Here is an 18651-nt window from a genome sequence, read left to right as displayed (position 1 = left end):
ACGGGGGGCTTCGTTTGAGAAATATACGTTACGTTCAAGTCATTCTCTTAGTATGCATCATAAGCTTGATCACAGCCGCCTGCTCCGGTAAAGATTCCACGGATAAAGGAAAGGCTGCTGGTGTTTCGCTTCTTTCAGGCAATTGGGATCAAGTGTTGGCCGAAGCCAAGGGACAAACCGTGAATTGGTATATGTGGGGTGGGAGCGATGCGATTAATGAATTTGTAGACCAGAAATATGGGACTTTATTGAAGGATCAGTATGGAATCACATTGCGCCGTGTGCCAATCAGCGATACCGCGGAAGCGGTTAATAAGGTGCTAAACGAAAAGCAGGCTGGCAAAAACCAAGATGGCAGTGTGGATCTGATTTGGATAAATGGCGAAAACTTCGCCACCCTGAAGCAAGCAGACGCCTTATTTGGCCCTTTTGCAACTAAGCTTCCGAATGCAAAGTACGTCGATTATAATAATCCTGCTGTCGTGAAGGACTTCGGTCTGGATACGGAAGGATACGAATCCGTCTGGGGCAGTGCGCAATTTCAATTCGTGTATGATGCCAAACGGATTAAACCAAGCGACCTGCCGCGAAACTATAAAGAATTGAAGTTATGGGTAGAGAAGCATCCCGGACGATTCACCTACAATGCACCCCCTGACTTTACTGGCACGCGCTTTGTGAAGCAATTGTTCTACGAGTCAAGCGGAGGGTATCAAAACTGGTCAAAACCTTTCGTTCAGCAAGAGTTTGATACCGAAGCATCGAAAGTGTGGGATTACTTAAACAAGTTAAAACCGTCATTGTGGCGAAAAGGGGAAACATACCCCAAAACGATCGCTGAACTAATGACACTTTTCAATAACAACGAAGTGGACTTTGCCTTTACACAGGATGTCGGCGGTATCGCGACGGATATCGGCAAAGGGAAATTACCCAAGACCGCACGTCCATACGTCTTCGACACAGGTACAATCGGCGATTATCATTATGTCGCGATCCCCTACAATGCCGCACATAAAGCTGCTGCTATGGTCGTGGCCGATGTGATTCTTGATCCAAAAACGCAATTTGAAAAAGCTGACCCAGCAAGCGGCTGGGGAGACGGCATTGGGATCGATCCATCGAAATTAGAAGGAGAGCACAAAAAGCTTTATGATGAGCTTAAAGCCACAAGCGGCGAAACAGCCGTACCTGCAGACGTGCTATTGAAGCACAAGCTACCTGATCTGCAGGCTGCTTATACACCCGCATTGGAAGAGGGCTGGAAGAACCATGTTTTATTCCAAAAGTAAACCAGTAAGGCTGCTAATCTTAGGAGGCATGCTTTTTCCAGCCCTTTTATTTGTCGCGGGAACGTTCTTTGCCGGGCTGTTCAATAGTGGGGTCCAAAGCTTGGATTACTTCCCTCTAATCGGAAAAACAACGTTTTCGCTAGATGTATACATTGAGCTATTTCATTCCACCATATTTTATCGTTCACTCTTTTTTTCATTGGGGATCTCCCTGGTTTCCACAGCTATTGCAGCTTTTATTGCGGTTTTACTAGCACTTTGGATCGGGCGGTATGTAAGACAAGGAGGGGGGCTTCATTTCTTGCTGCAGTTCAATCTGCCGGTCCCGCATGTTGTAGGCGCAATTGCCGTATTGATGCTCTTTGGGCAAAGTGGATTGATCTCCCGGTTGGCTTACTGGACAGGTATGATTCAGCAGCCTTCGCAGTTTCCGGTATTGGTTGCCGATCAGAATGGTATTGGAATCGTGCTGGAATATGTGTGGAAGGAAGTTCCGTTTATTGCGGTGTCCGTTCTTAGTATTCTAAAGTCTTGGGTCGTTCCCTATGAAAAGCAGCTGCAGCTGCTCGGAGCAAATGCATGGCAAAGATGGAGGCTCGTCACTTTTCCGTTTATGCTGCCTGCTTTGCTGGCCTCCTCGATTATCGTATTTGCCTATACATTCGGATCGTTTGAAGTTCCTTATGTCTTGGGTTCTGTGAGCAAGCCAACATTGCCGATCCTGGCCTATCTAGCTTATCTCAATCCAGATCTTAGGTATCGGCCTACGGCCATGGCAATCAATATGGTGATTACGATAATCAGTATGATTCTTATCATTTTATATATGAAATGGGGAGAAGGCTTTGCGGCGAAAAAGAATTAATCACGGTAAAGGTTTCGCCGTCTTGCATACCTTCCTGATTTTGTTGTTTTTTCTCCCCTTTATACCTCTACTGGCTTGGTCATTCGCGCAGCAATGGAGATTTCCCGATCTGGTTCCAACTGCTTCGCTGCGTGCTTGGCATTATGTATGTTCAACGCACTCACAAGTGAGGGATGCGATGATCAATAGCTTGGGATTGGCTGCTGCTACAAGTTTGGTGTCTCAAGTAGTGGCGTATCCAGCAGCTCGAGCCCTGGGACTTTATGTGAAGAGATGGAACAAAACGATTCGGTTCTTGCTCATAGCTCCCATATTGATTCCCGGCATTTCCATTGCGATAGGCGTGCATGTCTTGTTTCTTCGTTTGGGATTGTCTGATCAGTGGCTTGGGGTGCTGCTGTCACACTTGATTCCGGCTATTCCGTATTCCATTTATTTGTTGTATGGATTTTATACCGGATACGACATCGGATATGAAAAGCAGGTTCGTTTACTTGGGGCGAGCAGACTGCAGACGTTCGGGCTGGTCGAGCTGCCGTTTCTGCGTTCGGTCTTGTCGCTTAGTATCTTATTTAGTTTTTTGATTTCCTGGAGCCAATATTTGTTTACAGTTTTCATTGGCGGCGGCCATCTGATTACACTTCCGATGCTGCTTTTTAGTACATTATCTAGTGGCGATTACTCGCTCATGGGCGCACTATGCATGATGTTTGTCCTGCCGGCGCTCATCATCGTCATTTTCAGTTCGATAGAAGTAAAGAAGGATCTCTACAAAGGAAAGGAGGCGAATCGTGTTGACCCGATGGTCTGAGCCATTTTTACAAGTAACTGATGTGACATACCAATACGATCATATGAAGTCCTTTTCCCTGGCCAAGCAGTCTTTTACCCTGGAGAAAGGCAAATTGCTTGTCATACTTGGTCCGTCAGGCAGCGGAAAATCAACGTTACTTCAGCTTATTGCAGGCTTATTAAGACCGAACCAGGGAACGATCATAATGGGGGGGAAACCGATTCACCAGCTTCCTCCTGAGAAAAGGAATCTGTCCATGATTTTTCAAAAACCTTATTTGCTTCCCTTTCTGACGGTCGGAGCGAATGTGGAGATCGGACTTAAGTTAAAAGGGGTGCCTTCCAGTGAACGAAGAGTTAAATCGGAAGAAATTTTACATCAAGTTGGTTTGACGGGATTTTATCAGCGTCCGCTTTCTTCCCTTTCTGGCGGACAAGAACAGCGTGTGGCGTTAGCAAGATCGCTTGTCATTGAACCGCAGCTTATGCTGCTAGACGAACCTTTCAGTCAACTGGATCCATTACTTCGTAGGCAAATGGGGCATTGGCTCGGTGACATGAAGCGAAAATGGGAGATTCCGATGATTATGGTCACACATGACAGAGAAGAAGCCCTGACACTTGGCGACCAGTTTTTGATCCTCCGGGATGGTGTAGCACAGCAGTCGGGAACACTTGAAAACATCTATTACGAGCCTGCCAATCGATGGATGGCAGACTTCATGGGAATCGACAATGTTGTAGATGGAATCAAGAGGGGAACTAGGGTGACAACCTTTCTAGGTGATTTGGAGGTCCATCCTCATCGCGTAAACGTGCCAGATGGTCCGGTTCATATTGTTCTTCGATCGGAATGGCTCCAAATGGACTCTGCATCATCTATAAAAGCCACGATAGAAAGCAGCACCTTTCGCGGAGAATATACAGAAGTGAGGGCGCATGTAAACGGGGAGTCAGTCGTGATCAAGCAACTTGGCTTTTCAAATTATGAACGAGGAACTAAAACAGGAGTTCGCTTGACAACCTCAAATGTCTGGTGTCTTCAGAAGGAGGTAATGTAATAAGTGCTGGATTCTTATGCACGTGACATCGTCCAACCGGCAATTGAAAAGGGAGCAAAAATCCTGCGATCAGCTGGTTTATCAGCGAATTCGATCACTTGGATCGCGATGTTGATAGGCGTAGGAAGTGGGGTCGTGTTTTATCTTGGTTTTCCCATAGCAGCGGTTGTTATTCTTTGGATATCCGGCTATCTCGATTCGGTGGACGGTACGCTTGCCAGAATGACCAAACCATCAAAATGGGGAAATATCTTGGATATCACGTTTGATCGGGTAGTGGAAGGTGCTTTGATCATTGCGATTTTACTCGTCCATCCCGATGCTTATTTGCCGATTGTGCTCAATTTAGCAGCAATCCTTGTTAATATTACGGCGTTTCTTGTAACAGGCAATGTCATTACAAATTCAGGAGCAAAAGGATTTCACTATAACCCGGGTATCTTGGAGAGAACGGAAGCGTTTGTCTTTTTTTCTTTGATGATACTGTTTCCAAACGCGATCTGGGAGCTGGTGTGGTTGTTTTTAGTGCTGCTCCTTTTCACAACAATAAGGCATCTTCGAGATGTGTATGTGTGGCTTCAAAAGAATAATGTTGACTAATATGTATTTTTCATTGTTGGACACTAGGAGCTGCCTATATGGATCCAGAAACGCTTCGCCATGCGATTCGGGAAATTCATGAGTTAACAAATGCACCCTTCGGTGTGAATCTATTTGCTATTCGTACTCCCGATGATAATTCGCTTGACATGGAGTAAGCTCCATACGATAAGATGCGGATGCGGTTGAAAACGAAATAGCTACCCTGAATCAGAAAGGAGGTAAAGGATGGAGCCTACATTTTCAATCGCAGAGATTTCCCAAAAGTCAGGTTTCAGTTACGATACGATAAGGTACTATGTGAAAATCGGACTCCTGCCGGCCGCGAAGCGTAAAGAAAACGGGCAGAGGGAATATGGCAGAGCCCATCTCGAACGTTTAATCTTCATTTCGCATTTAAAACGAACCGGCATGCCTCTAAAGGAAATTGAACGTTACATGTCCTTGGCATCCACTCATAATTACGAGAACTGTTACAGCGTACTTTATGAGCATAAACTCCATATCGAGTCGCAAATGGCGGAAATGAAGACAACTTTGGAAGTTGTGAACTACAAGCTGCTGCATTTTAAGGAGCTAATGAAGCAATCAGGCTTAGGAGGAGATTGAAGTTGAATACAGATTACAATTATAAGATAACCCCTCAGGAACCGATTCGATCGGGTTTCGGGCCCCAAACGACGGCAAGGGAAGCGCTTGACGGACGTTTACTGAGCGGGAAAATCGCTATCGTAACAGGCGGGTATTCTGGCGTCGGACTTGAGACAACCCGCGCTCTGGCGGAAGCAGGTGCGACGGTAATTGTACCTGCTCGTACGCCGGAGAAAGCCCGCGCTTCAATTGCTGATATCCCGCATGTGGAGCTGGAGGAACTGGATCTTATGGACCCCGCTTCCATCGATGCATATGCGAAGAGGTTTCTGGACTCTGGACGGCCACTGGATATGCTCATCAATAACGCCGGCATTATGGCTCCCCCGCTGTTGCGCGACGCGCGAGGCTACGAATCTCAATTCGCCACCAACCATTTGGGTCACTTCCAGCTGACGGCATTGTTGTGGCCGGCCTTGAAGCAGGCGCGAAGCGCGCGTGTTGTCTCGGTCAGCTCGACCGGAATCCGTTTCGGGGGTGTTGATTTTGAAGATCCAAACTTCGAACGGCGGGAGTACGACAAGTGGAAGGCCTACGGCCAGTCTAAGACGGCTAACGCGTTGTTTGCCGTCGGGCTGGACAAACGTGGTCAAGCGCAAGGGATCCGCGCCTTCTCTGTCCATCCTGGCAGGATTATGACCGACTTAGCGCGTTATTTATCGCCTGAAGAGAGCGCAATAGGCGGGATATATAAGACCACAGAGCAGGGAGCGGCAACGAGTGTATGGTGCGCGACGAGTCCTCTGTTGGAGGGGAAAGGCGGCGTTTACTGTTTAGATGTCGACATCGCTGAGGTCATTCCTGCATTTGATCTGCAGGGATTGGGCCAAGTGCTGACGGGCGTGCTTCCCTGGGCGGTCGATGCCAACTTGGCAGAGCAGCTATGGAAGCTCAGCGAAGAGATGACTGGTGTGAAGTTCAAAAGCTAAACTGACTATAGGGATAGCTTTATGTATACTTGTGACAATTCACGACCAAATGCCAGAGTAACACATCCGCTTCACCCACAATATGATGTGTCTAGAAACACAATTTAAAGAGGTGAGCCAATGGCAGTCGTAAAAGCCAGAAAGCAGGATATTGATATGTTGGCAAGGTTGCTTCGAGCTGAAGCTGAGACCGAAGGCGAAATGGGTATGGTCCTTGTTGGAAATGTTGGCATTAACCGAATAAGAGCGAATTGCTCCGATTTTAAAGGAATCCGGACAATCCCCCAAATGATCAACCAGGCGCATGCGTTCGAAGCGTTGCAACATGGTTTGTACTATCAAAACGCAAGAGAGAGGGAACGCCGTCTGGCGCAACGGGCTGTGAATGGGGAGCGGAATTGGCCAGCCAAATTCTCCCTATGGTATTTCCGTCCAGGAACGTTCGAAAATCCTGGACCATGTCCGCCAACTTGGTATAATCAGCCGCTCGTAGGACGATGGAAGAAGCACTGTTTTTATGAACCAACCGCGAAAGAATGTGCAAGTGTGTATACTACGTTTTAATTTTATAAACGAAAAGAGCTCGGGATCTCTTGTGTGACAAATTTCCATCATGAGAAGAGTTTGGGGCTTTTTTGTCAAAGTTGCAGCTGAATGATTTTTGCGATAGGGAAATTATTGGTTTAAGGATTAAATAGTAAAGAAATTGCAGGCTTACTTTCAATTACGGTAAGTATAGTCATTCAATAATATTCAATGGGCATGGCTTTTGGCATTGAGCATGGGATTTATCATGCTTTACAGTCCAATGTTATGCCTTTTTATTGTGCAGTTCATGACTTTTCACAGATTTGGCTTACGTTTACGCGACATCGAAATAACTTTAGAATATTTTTGGCGTAATATGGAAAAATAGATGAATCAGTGTTTTCTTTGGGGGGCTTTTAGTGAAATGGTTTAGGAAATGGATGCACATTAAACCTGAGTATCCCAATATACCGGAGAATTATCTAATTGATGAAGAAAACCCCAAGTTAACCTCAAATTTAGAACAAAATGAAATGATTTTGAAAAAAATATTCCAAAACAGCTCTGACATCATATACCGCAAAATTCAGATAGCTGGGCAAAATAAATGGCTTGTGATTTATCTTACTAGTCTGGTTGAAGAGAAGTTGATTGACGAGCATATATTGAAACCATTGATATCTAAATCAAGCAAACAAGATGATTTGATATATAACGAAGTAAAAGTTCTGGATGACCAAATGATTTCCATCGGAACGACGTGTGTTACTTCCAAAGTAAATGAAGTTGTGAGTCATATTGTAAATGGTCATGCTGCCGTTCTTGCGGTAGGGGACAGCAATGCGATGATTGCTAAGGTTAATGGCACGTCGCAACGAAGCCTTGAAGAACCTTCATCTGAACCTGTCATTCGCGGTCCTAGGGATGGATTTATCGAGAACATTTCAACGAATATTGGTCTAATACGAAAAAGAATTAAATCATCTCGACTAAAAATGGAATCCATTACGCTCGGGGAGCTTACTCAAACCCAAGTAGTCATTACTTATATCCTGGGTATTGTTTCCGAGTCTGTGGTTGAGGAAGTTCGAAAAAGGTTAACTCGGATTCAAATTGACGGGATCCTCGATTCAGGCTATATAGAGGAATTTATTGAGGATTCACCTTTCTCTCCTTTTCCACTTGTCCACAGTACTGAACGACCAGATGTTGTAGCTGCAGAGCTACTGGAAGGGAAAATAGCCATTCTTGTTGATACCAGCCCATTTGTATTAATTGTTCCCATGACATTCTGGAATGGACTCCAGGCAAGCGAGGATTACTATATTCGCTGGCCCATTGCAACTTTTGTGCGGTGGATTCGATTCCTTTTCATCAGTATCGCCATATTTGCTCCTCCCCTGTACGTTGCGATTACGACCTTCCATCAGGAAATGATTCCGACTAATCTCGTGCTGAGTATTGCCTCCTCTAGGGAGGCTGTTCCTTTCCCAGCTGTAGTCGAAGCCTTATTAATGGAAATCACATTTGAGGCACTGCGGGAAGCAGGGATTCGTTTACCCAAACAAATTGGACAAGCGATAAGCATTGTAGGGGCGTTGGTCATTGGACAAGCGGCTGTGCAGGCAGGAATAATATCCGCTCCGGTTGTCATTATCGTATCGATCACGGGCATTGCAGCGTTTACGATTCCACGATATAGTTTTGCAAATGGAATCCGATTACTGCGTTTTCCGATATTATTCTTGGCTGGTACGCTTGGACTTTATGGCATTGTACTTGGTTTTCTGGGCATTTTGTTACATGTCACATCACTTCGTTCGTTCGGCGTCCCTTATTTTACTCCATTAGCCCCGCTTACAATCAAGAATTTGAAGGATGTCATCATCCGGGCACCTATATGGGCTAAAACTCGTCGTCCACAGGCAACAGGGTCTAACAATCCGTTCCGTGAACCGGCAGGTCAAAAACCAAGTCCAAGCCAAGGGAAGCGATCATCAGAATGAAACCATTCCTATACATCGGCTTACTATTTACAGTATTAACCACAAGCGGTTGTTGGGACCGTACGGAGATTAATGATCTTGCGTTTATTTCGGGTACGGCATTTGACTTAACGGATGATGGGAAATTTATTTTATCGCATCAGATTGCAATCCCTTCTCAGGGGGGACCAGGTGGCGGAGGAAGCGGACAGCCAGAGAAGTTTTTCGTTATGTCGGCTGTTGGAAAGACTATTAATGAAGCGTTCAATAGGCTTCAGAAAAAAAGCTCACGCAGGTTGTTTACAGCACATCGCAGCGTTATTTATATAGGTGAATCGTTAGCCAAACACGGAATTCAAGATATTCTCGATGTTTACACCCACGAATCGAAACAACGATTAAAAACCTATATGATGGTTGTAAAGGGGGGAGAAGCGCGGAGACTTCTGCAAGTTAAATATCCCTTTGAACAAGTTCCCAGTGAAGCCATCAAGGAAATGGAAGCTTTTAGAAGCGAGTTGGCGGTTACATTGCGAGACTTTTTTTTAGCGTCATCTAGTGAAGGTATCAGTCCCGTTTTGGGAGTCATAATGCCTGAGGATTTATCAGAAGTAATGCAAGAAAATAAAAGCAAAATGTTTATGCTAGCCGGATCAGCCATTTTTAAGGACTTCAAATTAGTCGGTTTTCTAAACGAGAATGAAACAAATGGATTTCTTTGGGTTACAGATAGAATGAAGTCTGGCAGAGTCAACGCCAAATTACGGGGTGATAGAACAGTGGGGATGATTCTGGTCAAAGCAAACCGGAAAATTACCCCGGAGATAAGTGGTGATAAGATCAAATTTAAGATTCAACTGCAAGGAGAAGGAACGATCTGGGAAAATAATACCCCGTTGAATATCGGATTGCCGGAGAATCTTAGACTTCTACAGGAAGCATTGGAGAAATCGGTCGAGAAACAAGTCCTGGATACGTTATCCAAAGTCCAGAAGCGGTACAAAGTAGATAGTTTGGGTTTCGGCCAAGAAATTTACCGTAATAAGCCTAAACAATGGAAAGCATTGAAAGAACAATGGGATGATAAGTTTCCAGACGTAGACGTTTCGGTTGAAGTTAAGCTAACTGTAAGTGGAACTGGGATGGCAGGTGCTCCTCTACAATTGAAAGAAAAGGAGATCAAAGAATGATCATCCAAATCGTGGGATATGTATGTTTATTGGTTGTATGGTCTTTTGTTAGAATACGATCCTTGCTGAATATGCAAAAAAACAAAGAAGCAGCGGTATTCGGCGTATTAATGGGGGTATCACTCATTACCGGTTCCTTATTAATTGCCCGGGTTGACATGCTGAGCACGGCTGTCCCGTTCAAAATAATTTTTGAACCCTTCGGAAGAATGCTTTTAAAGGAGTGAATGGTCCACTTTTCTTTTTATCGTGTCTATCATGAGAAGTGACAACGGTATGAGGCTTTGTGTGATAAAACCCAAGCTCGGGTAAATGAAAGCTAGATAAGCTTGAAGCTCCGCGCTACTTTTGAAAACGTAAGCCGATCCAATGATGGACAAAAGTGTTAGCGGAGCTACGATATCACGATAATTTCGGATCCCGAAAAGCTGGCTTACACAAAGACATAATATAAACAACGATACACATACCTTAACAAAATTCCCCAACACCCAAACCGCAACAGCTATGGCCTCCAGACGTTCAAATGAACCTTCAATACCTATATATTGCATGAGACTTAAAAATGAATAGGTCAGATTACCTGATAATGTACCGAGGACCATAATCGTAAGTAATATAATGATAAATACTATAGTGGATAGGCTGAAATACGCTATCAGCGTGACCTTGAGCGCCTTTTTCGGCTGAGTCATATAAGGAAGGAGCCAACCCAATATAAACACTTGATTCATAAATGCTCCTGCTGGAATGATAGCTCCTTGCAATACCGGGAGTATTCCCTCTCCTAAAAATGGCTTAAGCCGGGCAGGATCTGCTTCCCCAATCGCCAGAATCAAGATCGGAATCACAGCTGCCAAGATCAATGGTGTAAGAAACTCATTACATCTTCCAATGACCTCAATCCCGGCAATAACGGCTATGCCGCATAGGACCAATAATGACAGACTTCCTACTATGGTGGGACTTTTTGGTAATAGCAGCGTTTTAATAAAAAAGGTATGCTGTATGGTCATAACCGAAATAGCATTAAACCAAGTATAAATATAAAAAAATTCCAAACATTTTCCTAACCATTTTCCGATGATTTTTGAACTGTATTGTGTAATTGTCAAACCCGGATAACGATTGGCGAGTGTAGTCAGCGCCCACAGAGTTAATAAACCTGTTGTAGTAGAAAGAATAAAGGATATCCAACCATTCTGCTTTGCAATCATCACCATCCATCCAGGAATGGTTAAGATGATGGTGGAACCGATAAAATTCATTAGTAATAAGCCTAGCTGATTTCCCGTGATTTTTTCTGTTGTCTCCATCTTCACACACTCTCTCCTTGCCTCACCGAGGTTGTTCCAAGTATTGACTTATCGTTATCCGCTTATACGCTTAAAGAGAGAGAATACTATGCAAAAAGAACATCCCGAATGAAGTATTAAATAATTCTTTACCGATCGTTCTCAATATGGTAAGATCTAATTGAAAGGAGGGGTCAATGGAATGGCCAGAACCAAGGAATTTGATGAGGATGCGGTATTGATCAAAGCCATGAGGTTATTCTGGGAACAGGGTTATGAGAAGACTTCCATGATGGACCTAGTCTCTCATATGGGGGTTCACAAGAGAAGCATGTATGACTCTTTTGGCGATAAGCATTCTTTGTATATCAAGGCGTTAAAGCGATATAGTGAAATGATAGAACAATCGGTTAAACGCATTATAAATGGCACCATTTCTGCGGAGGAAGCTATTCGGCTGTTGTTAGAAACAACAATCAGAAGGGATGATGATGAGCTCCCTAAAGGCTGCCTGATGGTAAATACCGCGGTTGAGTTAGCCCCACATGATTCTGAGTCCAGAGCTTGGGTCAACCAAAGCTTGACCGATTTTGAACAATTAATACGTGAGCTTATTGAGGCAGGTCAACAATCAGGCGAACTTGACAAAACGCTCAATGCGGAATGGCTGTCGTGTTATTTTAATAATGCATTTACTGGGCTGCGGGTTTTGGCGAAGACGACAGATGACAGAGAGAAATTAATGCAAATAGTTGAAACCACAATGTCAGTTTTAAAGAAAAAGTAAATTTTTTTGTATATTCGAGAACGATCATTCTCGATAAAGAGAAACGGATAGACGAAAACTATAAATCACAAAGGAGCAATCGAATATGGGAAAACTAAATGGGAAAGTTGCATTAATTACTGGGGGAAGTAGCGGTATTGGCTTGGCAACCGCAAAACTATTTGTGGCAGAAGGCGCAAAGGTCGTTATTACCGGCCGTAATCAAGTCACGTTAAACGCGGCAGTGGAGGAGCTTGGCACCACCAACGCTATTGTCGTGCAGGCCGATGCCGCCGATCCAACAAGCGCGGATAAAGCTGTGGCCGCAGCGGTTGAAAAATTTGGCCGTCTGGATGTGGTATTCGCTAATGCAGGTATCGGTGGTAATACGCCATTAGGCGGCACAGAGTTTTCCGTCTTTGAGGAGATACTTAAGATTAACGTTACTGGGACTTTTTTCACTGTTCAAGCCGCTTTGCCTCATCTGAAGGCTGGTGCTTCGGTGATTTTAAACGGCTCGGTGCTTGCAAAGGCTGGAAGCCCGGGATGGTCGGCCTATGCGGCCAGCAAAGGAGCTGTCACCAGTATGGCTAGGGTGCTGGTTTCCGAATTGTCGCCGCGTGGCGTTCGCGTGAACACTATCGTGCCGGGAGCGACGCGGACGCCAATTTGGGGGCAACCTGAAGGGTTAGCACAATTTGAATCCACACTCACGCGCGCGGTTCCGCAGAACCGTTTGGGTGAACCGGAGGAAATCGCAAATGTTGCCTTATTCTTGGCCTCAGATGACTCTTCTTTTGTACAGGGTGCTGAAATTAGTGTAGATGGAGGCGCGGGCTCATCCCCGTTTGGCGCTCCAATTTATCGTCAAAAATAAGGTGTTAAAAATATTGATTTCCTAGATTTTCAAAGGCTTTTCGACATTAAGGGAGTGGTTTATTGTCACGTTTCATTGACACTAAACGATTCCTTTTTTTTCGTTAGTGACAATAATGTAAGCCCTTTCGATTAAAATAAAATCGGTATGGTTGAGCTCCATTGAACTGGCGTGGGGGACAGTTCTGTTTCGATAAGCTTGACACTTATCTACTAGTAAGTTATATTCAGTTATGGAAAATTAGTTAAAAGGGGTTTATCTACAACAAATACTTATCTACTAGTAAGTAAAATATATGGAGAGAAGGAAATTACTAAAATGAAAAGAATGCTTTGGGTTGTTCTTATGATGTCCTGCGGAGCTACATTTATTTCCTCATTATTCCCTTTGTATGGGGAGCATTATAAGCTTAGCAGTTTGGAAATCACCATTTTGTTTGCTGTATATGCCGCTATCCTGCTGCCGACCTTGCTTGTTGTGGGAGCCAGAGGGAGCGCCTGGGGGTTGAAAAGGGTTCTTCGCTTCAGTATATGGGTTTCCATCGCATCGACGTTACTCTTTATAGGGAGTTTTAACGTATGGATGCTCTATGCGGCAAGGATCTTGGAAGGCATCGCCTATGGCGCTTTTACAGGTACTGCTAGCGCTTTTTTATTAAAACAAACTTCACACGATAAAGTGGGTAAGGCAATTAAGTTATCGGGAGTAATTGTAAACATCGGTTTTGGCCTTGGCCCAGCTATTTCAGGCTTAATTGTGCAATATATGCATTTTCAGCCTCTTCGTTTGCCGTATTGGTTTCTGCTCGGCATGTTATTGAGTTCCTTGGTATTTTTGGAAATGTTACCGAAGCGCGAAGATTCCCAAGCGCAGAAACCAGCTAAAACTAAAATTTCGCTTGGTGTTCCCGACAATATTCGTTCCCAGTTTTTTTCTTTTATCGGACTTCCTATTTTTATTCTTTTCACGTTAGGCGGAAGTGTGTTTTCTCTTATTCCATCTTTCGTCAAGAATGTTATTCACACCACCAATCTCTCTATTTCCGGGTTGTTAATATTGGTGCTTTTAGGCGGGGGAGCCTTGATGCAATTCTTTCCTTGGCCGCGTAATCCCGTTACACGGTTGCGTATAGGAATCCTGTTTCTTGCCATTGGATCGTGGATTGTTGTTTTTTCTGGTCAGACAGCGAGTTTATTTTTGCTTTGGGCCGGCATCATCATTCAAGCCATTGGCGCCGGTTGGACGTTTCAAGTGTCTTTAAGATTTGCCAGCCAGTTGCCGAAGCCGGAAGAACGTCCGCGAGTCATTTCGGCATTTTATTTCTGCGCATACTCAGGATTCATTGTTCCCCCTGTTGGCGTCGGAATTCTGACTCGATTTTTTAGTTTGAACTTCTCGTTGGTTCTTCTAAACTTGTTTGCTGCGCTAATCGTTATCTATGTGTTAATTTATTCAGTCAAATTTAATCGTTATTATTCTAAAGGTACATCTTAATCACGAGGCATCATTTTTGGCACAAGGCATGAAATTTTTCATTGATTGTTTGGAGATTAAATATACAGAAATAAAAGATGCTGTAACTGGAGAAGGAAAGTTCACAAGGGTTATCTGGTAAATACATGTGCGAAAAAAAGGCTGGTTCGTTTCATCAACGAGCAGCCTTTTTGTATGGAACGCTTAATTTCCCGGCGCGGTCACTTCCCAATCCCGCTGTAACAGGATGCGTTCCCCGGCCTTGAATTGGATTGAGAGTTGATTTATCCCCGGTTTCAACGTAACGTCAAGTCCGATATCGGTTAAGCCGAATTGATAGCGCAAATTATAGAGGTGCTTCATCTGTGCAAGTTGAACAGGGGATTGGTTGTCTGCTGCTTCACGGTTTTTGACAATGATTTGCAATTGCGGGTCAATCGTCTTTTCATCCTTGTACAAGTCCTTGTACAGCAGCCCAGTGAGATGAAGCTTTGCTGCGTTTGCCTTCTCCGGCAGGTCAAAGCCGGAAATCTCATACTCCGTGGTGCTGAGTCTCACATTTTTATCTCCATAGGAAACCTTATCATAATAGGCTGTGGTCACGCCGAACAAAATCCTGAGATGGGTTAAGCTAAGAAGGAGAGCCCCTTGTTTCGAATCTGAATCCGTAGCCGGCGCTTCCTTGAGCTTGACGACATTTGCCAGCTTGCCGTTCCAGAATGTCTTGGCTGCCAGCTCGCCAGCTTTCAGTTGTACTGCATAGCCGTCCGCGTTCTTGAAAGTCCACCAGCCCTCGGAGTCAGGCCCAGATATCTCATAGTGAAATAGATTGGCCAGAAACGCTGAACGGAAAGCCGGTTCTCCCTTCAGCATACCGCCGATCGTATCAGACCCAAAAGTAAATGTACCGGATTCGTTCTGATAAAATGCCCCTTGGTAGGAGGTTTTCGAACGGATTTGGATATCATTTTCACGGTTTTTCAGTACCACACGGTCTTGATATGGGTTCATTTGAATCCAACCTTGGCCTACAAAGGAGTTAATTTTGTACCAGCGTGTGCCGTCAGGTGCGGTCCAAGCGGCGAGAGTGGAGACAGATTGAGGCCCGATTTGGCCATTGTCCAGGGAAATTGTTGTATTCGGGAATCGGTAGATGGCGGTCGCATATGCCTTGAGTTCGAGGGAAGCGGTATCGTCCACGGTATCTTCGGGTTCGGCATAGGTCGGGCTGAACCAACCTTCAGCTTGATTGTTTTTGACATGATACCAGTTCTCAACGCTCCACGGCGTATCCAGATTGGTCGTGGTCTCCATCACGTTCAGATCACCGGCAGGAATCGTTGCTGCAATCTCGGCATTCGCATCCGGATAAGCGAATAAAGGACTTGGATGCTTTCGTTGGAGGTTTTGCTTGTCGGGCACTATCAGCATGCCTGGTCCAAACGCCCATTTTAAGCCTTGCATCGTTTCAAATTGATAGGAGCTCCCGAGCAAGGAACGGAATTTCGCTGTTTGATGAACGAAAAGTGAAGTCAGATACCCCTCATATTGATATGAGATGTAATCCATATGTGGCGTGCTATTGTAATAAATATTCGGATAGAAAACCTGCTGATCCAGCGGCTGCAGATTCCCGATCTCATCCAAATGCAAATGAACCCACTGATCCCCTAGCCACGTTGTGTGGATTTTGATCCACCGCTGCGGGTTATAATCCCTTTCAGCTTGACGAAACCAGGTCTTCTCCGCATCGACGACGGTGACTTCCTGCGGCGATAGCACCGCGGTTTGACCTCCGGCTTCCGATGGCCGCGCGTATAACGGCGTTTCGGACATTAATCGTAGGGTCTGCGGCGGCGGGACTTCAATTTGCCATGGAGAGGTTTTGATCCAGCGGTCGCCAATGTCCGTATGTATTTTCCACCAATTGCCTCCTGTCATCCAATGGGCCTCGGCTTCAACGACTTCAACCGTTTGCGGCGCGAAGGTACCTTCTGGCTGATTGCGCAGCGTATTCGGGATGACGTAGTAGGGCATGTTTTCAATAAACGTAAGCTGCTTCGGAATAAAAATTCCGTCCACCGGCTCCGTAGGCGTATCGGCATATTCATAGGCGCTTGATGTTGCGGTTAGCAAACCGAGCTGCATGCCGACTCCGAACAGTACGAGGATTGAAGATTTTTTCCACATAAGGTCTACTCCTTTGTTCCTTTTTTTTCTATGTCTAGTATATTCTACTAAGGAATAGATCGGAAGTTGTGCTTTCGACCTTAAATGAGCAGGAAAACTCGAATGTTCGATTGAAAACGTGGGAAAAAGCAAATTCGGCGGGAGGAGCTCCGCCATTTTTTAACCATCACTGGATTTTTCCAGTATAATTCTCCAGTTAGATTTCCTTTATATTTGGATTTAGGTATCTAGTTTTCAGATATAAATTATCATTATTCTGTATTATGCATGATATGTCGAATGTAGTAATATGAACGGGCGGACAAGGAAATCATGAACGAATTATACGGAACGATATCGAGCAATGTTTTGACATAGCTCGATATCGTTCCGTACATTTGATAATTATTTACCAAAAGGTTGAATGATAGTAACAAAAGCAAAAATATATTAGAAATTAATTTTGCTTACCACTCCGTCCGAAGGCGGTATTTTTTAAGTATAAAACCTACCTATTAATCGATATATAAAGAATGGAGGCATGAGTTATCAATATAAGGTGGCCGTGATTAAAGGTAGAAGTTGCGGTATTGGATAGGAATTTCACGTTATTAGATGGAGGAGGTGAAGTGGAGTTGTACGAGCTGTGAGTGCATCATGTGAATCCTGATAAGATGCGAGCATGAAAATGACGCACTTTTGGGAAGATATTAATGGACCATTAGTGAACAAACAAGAGAGAATATTTATGAAAAACGTTTCATATCTCGTGAATAATAGAAATCGTACTAGAAACCGTCATAAATAAAAAACATAGATCTATAAAAAGGAGTAACTAAAATGAAAACATTAGTAATCGTAACTCACCCGAACATGGAAGCATCCCGCGTGAATAAAGCATGGGTGGAGGAATTGCTAAAGCATGGTGATGTTACAATTCATGAATTATACAAGGCTTACCCTGATGAAAATATCGATGTTTCTAAAGAGCAGCAATTGGTAGAGGCACATGATCGGATTATTTTCCAATTTCCGCTTTTTTGGTACAGCACGCCTGCATTACTAAAAAAATGGTTCGATACCGTATTACAATACGGTTGGGCTTATGGGCCTGAAGGCGCTAAAACAGCAGGTAAGGAAGTTGGCGTAGCTGTCTCGACATATGGTTCCGAAGAATCTTATCAACCAACTGGATCCAATCGTTTTACACTGCAAGAAATATTGCGTCCAATTGAAGCTACAGCTCATTTTATCAGCGCTTCTTATCTGCCTCACTTTACACTGAACGATGTTTCTAACCTTAGTGATGAACGATTGGCACAAAGCAAAGACGATTACATTCAACATATTAAAAATGTAAAGCCAGTGGTGATTGGTTAATAATAACTTGATAAAAAGGGGAGAAAAAAATGAGTAACCAAGGAAAAGTATTTGTGATAACTGGCGGAAGCAGCGGTCTTGGAAAAGCTATGGCGATTGAGCTGGTGAATCGAGGAGCGAATGTAGTCATCAATGGACGGCGCGAACAAGCGTTGGTTGAAGCCGCAAAAGAAATTGATTCCACAGGAAAACAAGTTCGTTATGTTGCTGGTGATATTGCAGATCCTAAGATTGCGCAGCGTCTAATCGACGAAGTTTTGGCTAGCTATGGACGCATCGATACGCTAGTTAATAATGCCGGTATCTTCATGTCCAAACCATTTACGGAGTATACAGAAGAAGACTTTACAACATATTTAACTACGAATGTCGTCGGATTCTTCCACGTTACCCAGCGTGCGGTGGCTGCAATGCTGAAACAAGGAACAGGGCACATCGTTAACATTACGACGAGTCTGGTTGACCAACCGTCAGTTGACGTTCCTTCTGTACTAGCCTCATTGACAAAGGGCGGTCTGAAGGCTGCAACAAAATCACTTGCCATTGAGTATGCTTCGAGAGGTATCCGTGTGAATGCCGTTTCACCAGGGGTAATTAAAACACCAATGCATCCAGTTGAAGCTCACGATGCTCTAGCTAAACTGCATCCCATGGGAAGGATGGGCGAGTCGCATGATATCGTAGAAGCCGTTTTATATCTGGATTCAGCTAACTTTGTAACTGGTGAAATCTTATATGTTGATGGCGGACAGAATGCTGGTCACTAAGCAAATGCAGCAGCAGATATAAAACATATCC

18 protein-coding genes are annotated in these 18651 nt (G+C 44.3%); 16 read left to right on the top strand and 2 right to left on the bottom strand.

Going from position 1 to position 18651, the window contains the following annotated elements:
* The first annotated feature begins 14 nt into the window (after positions 1 to 14).
* From AC58U0_RS22725 to AC58U0_RS22675, 11 genes are all read left to right on the top strand, one after another.
* Positions 15 to 1292, top strand: a complete 1278-nt coding sequence (locus AC58U0_RS22725; protein ID WP_497381232.1) for an ABC transporter substrate-binding protein — start codon at positions 15 to 17, stop codon at positions 1290 to 1292.
* The gene (locus tag AC58U0_RS22720) at positions 1273 to 2157 is read left to right on the top strand and encodes an ABC transporter permease (protein WP_497381231.1); all 885 of its coding nucleotides are present in this window, start codon (positions 1273 to 1275) and stop codon (positions 2155 to 2157) included. The genes AC58U0_RS22725 and AC58U0_RS22720 overlap by 20 nt, the downstream gene beginning before the upstream one ends.
* On the top strand, positions 2138 to 2968 hold the full coding sequence (locus tag AC58U0_RS22715; RefSeq protein ID WP_497381230.1) for an ABC transporter permease: 831 nt from the start codon (positions 2138 to 2140) through the stop codon (positions 2966 to 2968). The genes AC58U0_RS22720 and AC58U0_RS22715 overlap by 20 nt, the downstream gene beginning before the upstream one ends.
* Positions 2949 to 4010: an ABC transporter ATP-binding protein gene (locus AC58U0_RS22710; RefSeq protein ID WP_497381229.1), complete on the top strand. Its 1062-nt coding sequence runs from the start codon at positions 2949 to 2951 to the stop codon at positions 4008 to 4010. Before AC58U0_RS22715 ends, AC58U0_RS22710 begins: the two co-directional genes overlap by 20 nt.
* A 3-nt stretch (positions 4011 to 4013) precedes the next feature.
* Positions 4014 to 4610, top strand: coding sequence for a CDP-alcohol phosphatidyltransferase family protein (locus AC58U0_RS22705; protein ID WP_497381228.1), 597 nt, complete (start codon positions 4014 to 4016; stop codon positions 4608 to 4610).
* 228 nt (positions 4611 to 4838) lie between these two features.
* A complete protein-coding gene (locus AC58U0_RS22700; protein WP_497381227.1) occupies positions 4839 to 5219 on the top strand; it encodes a MerR family transcriptional regulator in 381 nt (126 codons plus the stop codon).
* A gap of 2 nt (positions 5220 to 5221) precedes the next feature.
* Positions 5222 to 6190 (top strand): SDR family NAD(P)-dependent oxidoreductase, encoded by a 969-nt coding sequence (locus AC58U0_RS22695; RefSeq protein WP_497381226.1) that lies wholly within the window; start codon positions 5222 to 5224, stop codon positions 6188 to 6190.
* 120 nt (positions 6191 to 6310) lie between these two features.
* A complete protein-coding gene (locus tag AC58U0_RS22690) occupies positions 6311 to 6754 on the top strand; it encodes a cell wall hydrolase (protein WP_497381225.1) in 444 nt (147 codons plus the stop codon).
* Between the two features lie 404 nt (positions 6755 to 7158).
* Complete coding sequence (locus AC58U0_RS22685) at positions 7159 to 8724, top strand: spore germination protein (protein WP_497381330.1); 1566 nt, start codon at positions 7159 to 7161, stop codon at positions 8722 to 8724.
* Complete coding sequence (locus AC58U0_RS22680) at positions 8721 to 9893, top strand: Ger(x)C family spore germination protein (RefSeq protein ID WP_497381224.1); 1173 nt, start codon at positions 8721 to 8723, stop codon at positions 9891 to 9893. Before AC58U0_RS22685 ends, AC58U0_RS22680 begins: the two co-directional genes overlap by 4 nt.
* A complete protein-coding gene (locus tag AC58U0_RS22675) occupies positions 9890 to 10120 on the top strand; it encodes a hypothetical protein (protein ID WP_497381223.1) in 231 nt (76 codons plus the stop codon). The genes AC58U0_RS22680 and AC58U0_RS22675 overlap by 4 nt, the downstream gene beginning before the upstream one ends.
* On the opposite strand, the gene AC58U0_RS22670 is transcribed toward AC58U0_RS22675, so the two are convergent.
* Positions 10109 to 11209, bottom strand: coding sequence for a GerAB/ArcD/ProY family transporter (locus AC58U0_RS22670; protein WP_497381222.1), 1101 nt, complete (start codon positions 11207 to 11209; stop codon positions 10109 to 10111). The two genes, AC58U0_RS22675 and AC58U0_RS22670, sit on opposite strands and share 12 nt — an antisense overlap.
* Positions 11210 to 11390: 181 nt before the next feature.
* On the opposite strand from AC58U0_RS22670, the gene AC58U0_RS22665 reads away from it, so the two are divergent.
* The 3 genes from AC58U0_RS22665 to AC58U0_RS22655 all read left to right on the top strand — a co-directional run bounded on the left by AC58U0_RS22665 (position 11391) and on the right by AC58U0_RS22655 (position 14325).
* Positions 11391 to 11975 (top strand): TetR/AcrR family transcriptional regulator, encoded by a 585-nt coding sequence (locus AC58U0_RS22665; protein WP_497381221.1) that lies wholly within the window; start codon positions 11391 to 11393, stop codon positions 11973 to 11975.
* 85 nt (positions 11976 to 12060) lie between these two features.
* Positions 12061 to 12831 (top strand): SDR family NAD(P)-dependent oxidoreductase, encoded by a 771-nt coding sequence (locus AC58U0_RS22660; RefSeq protein WP_497381220.1) that lies wholly within the window; start codon positions 12061 to 12063, stop codon positions 12829 to 12831.
* 318 nt (positions 12832 to 13149) lie between these two features.
* Positions 13150 to 14325, top strand: coding sequence for an MFS transporter (locus AC58U0_RS22655; RefSeq protein WP_497381219.1), 1176 nt, complete (start codon positions 13150 to 13152; stop codon positions 14323 to 14325).
* A gap of 183 nt (positions 14326 to 14508) precedes the next feature.
* Here AC58U0_RS22655 and AC58U0_RS22650 read toward each other — a convergent pair whose 3' ends face one another.
* Positions 14509 to 16494 (bottom strand): hypothetical protein, encoded by a 1986-nt coding sequence (locus AC58U0_RS22650; protein ID WP_497381218.1) that lies wholly within the window; start codon positions 16492 to 16494, stop codon positions 14509 to 14511.
* An 819-nt stretch (positions 16495 to 17313) separates the two neighbouring features.
* On the opposite strand from AC58U0_RS22650, the gene AC58U0_RS22645 reads away from it, so the two are divergent.
* Together AC58U0_RS22645 and AC58U0_RS22640 are read left to right on the top strand one after the other, a co-directional pair.
* Positions 17314 to 17853 carry an NAD(P)H-dependent oxidoreductase gene (locus AC58U0_RS22645; protein ID WP_497381217.1) on the top strand — a complete coding sequence of 180 codons (540 nt, stop codon included), beginning with the start codon at positions 17314 to 17316 and terminating at the stop codon, positions 17851 to 17853.
* Positions 17854 to 17882: 29 nt separating this feature from the next.
* The gene (locus AC58U0_RS22640; protein WP_497381216.1) at positions 17883 to 18620 is read left to right on the top strand and encodes an SDR family NAD(P)-dependent oxidoreductase; all 738 of its coding nucleotides are present in this window, start codon (positions 17883 to 17885) and stop codon (positions 18618 to 18620) included.
* The last annotated feature ends 31 nt before the right edge of the window (positions 18621 to 18651 follow it).

The organism is Paenibacillus sp. J31P190 (assembly GCF_059692075.1).
Note: the sequence above shows the minus strand (reverse complement) of the source record. Positions and strands in the feature narration are given on the sequence as shown.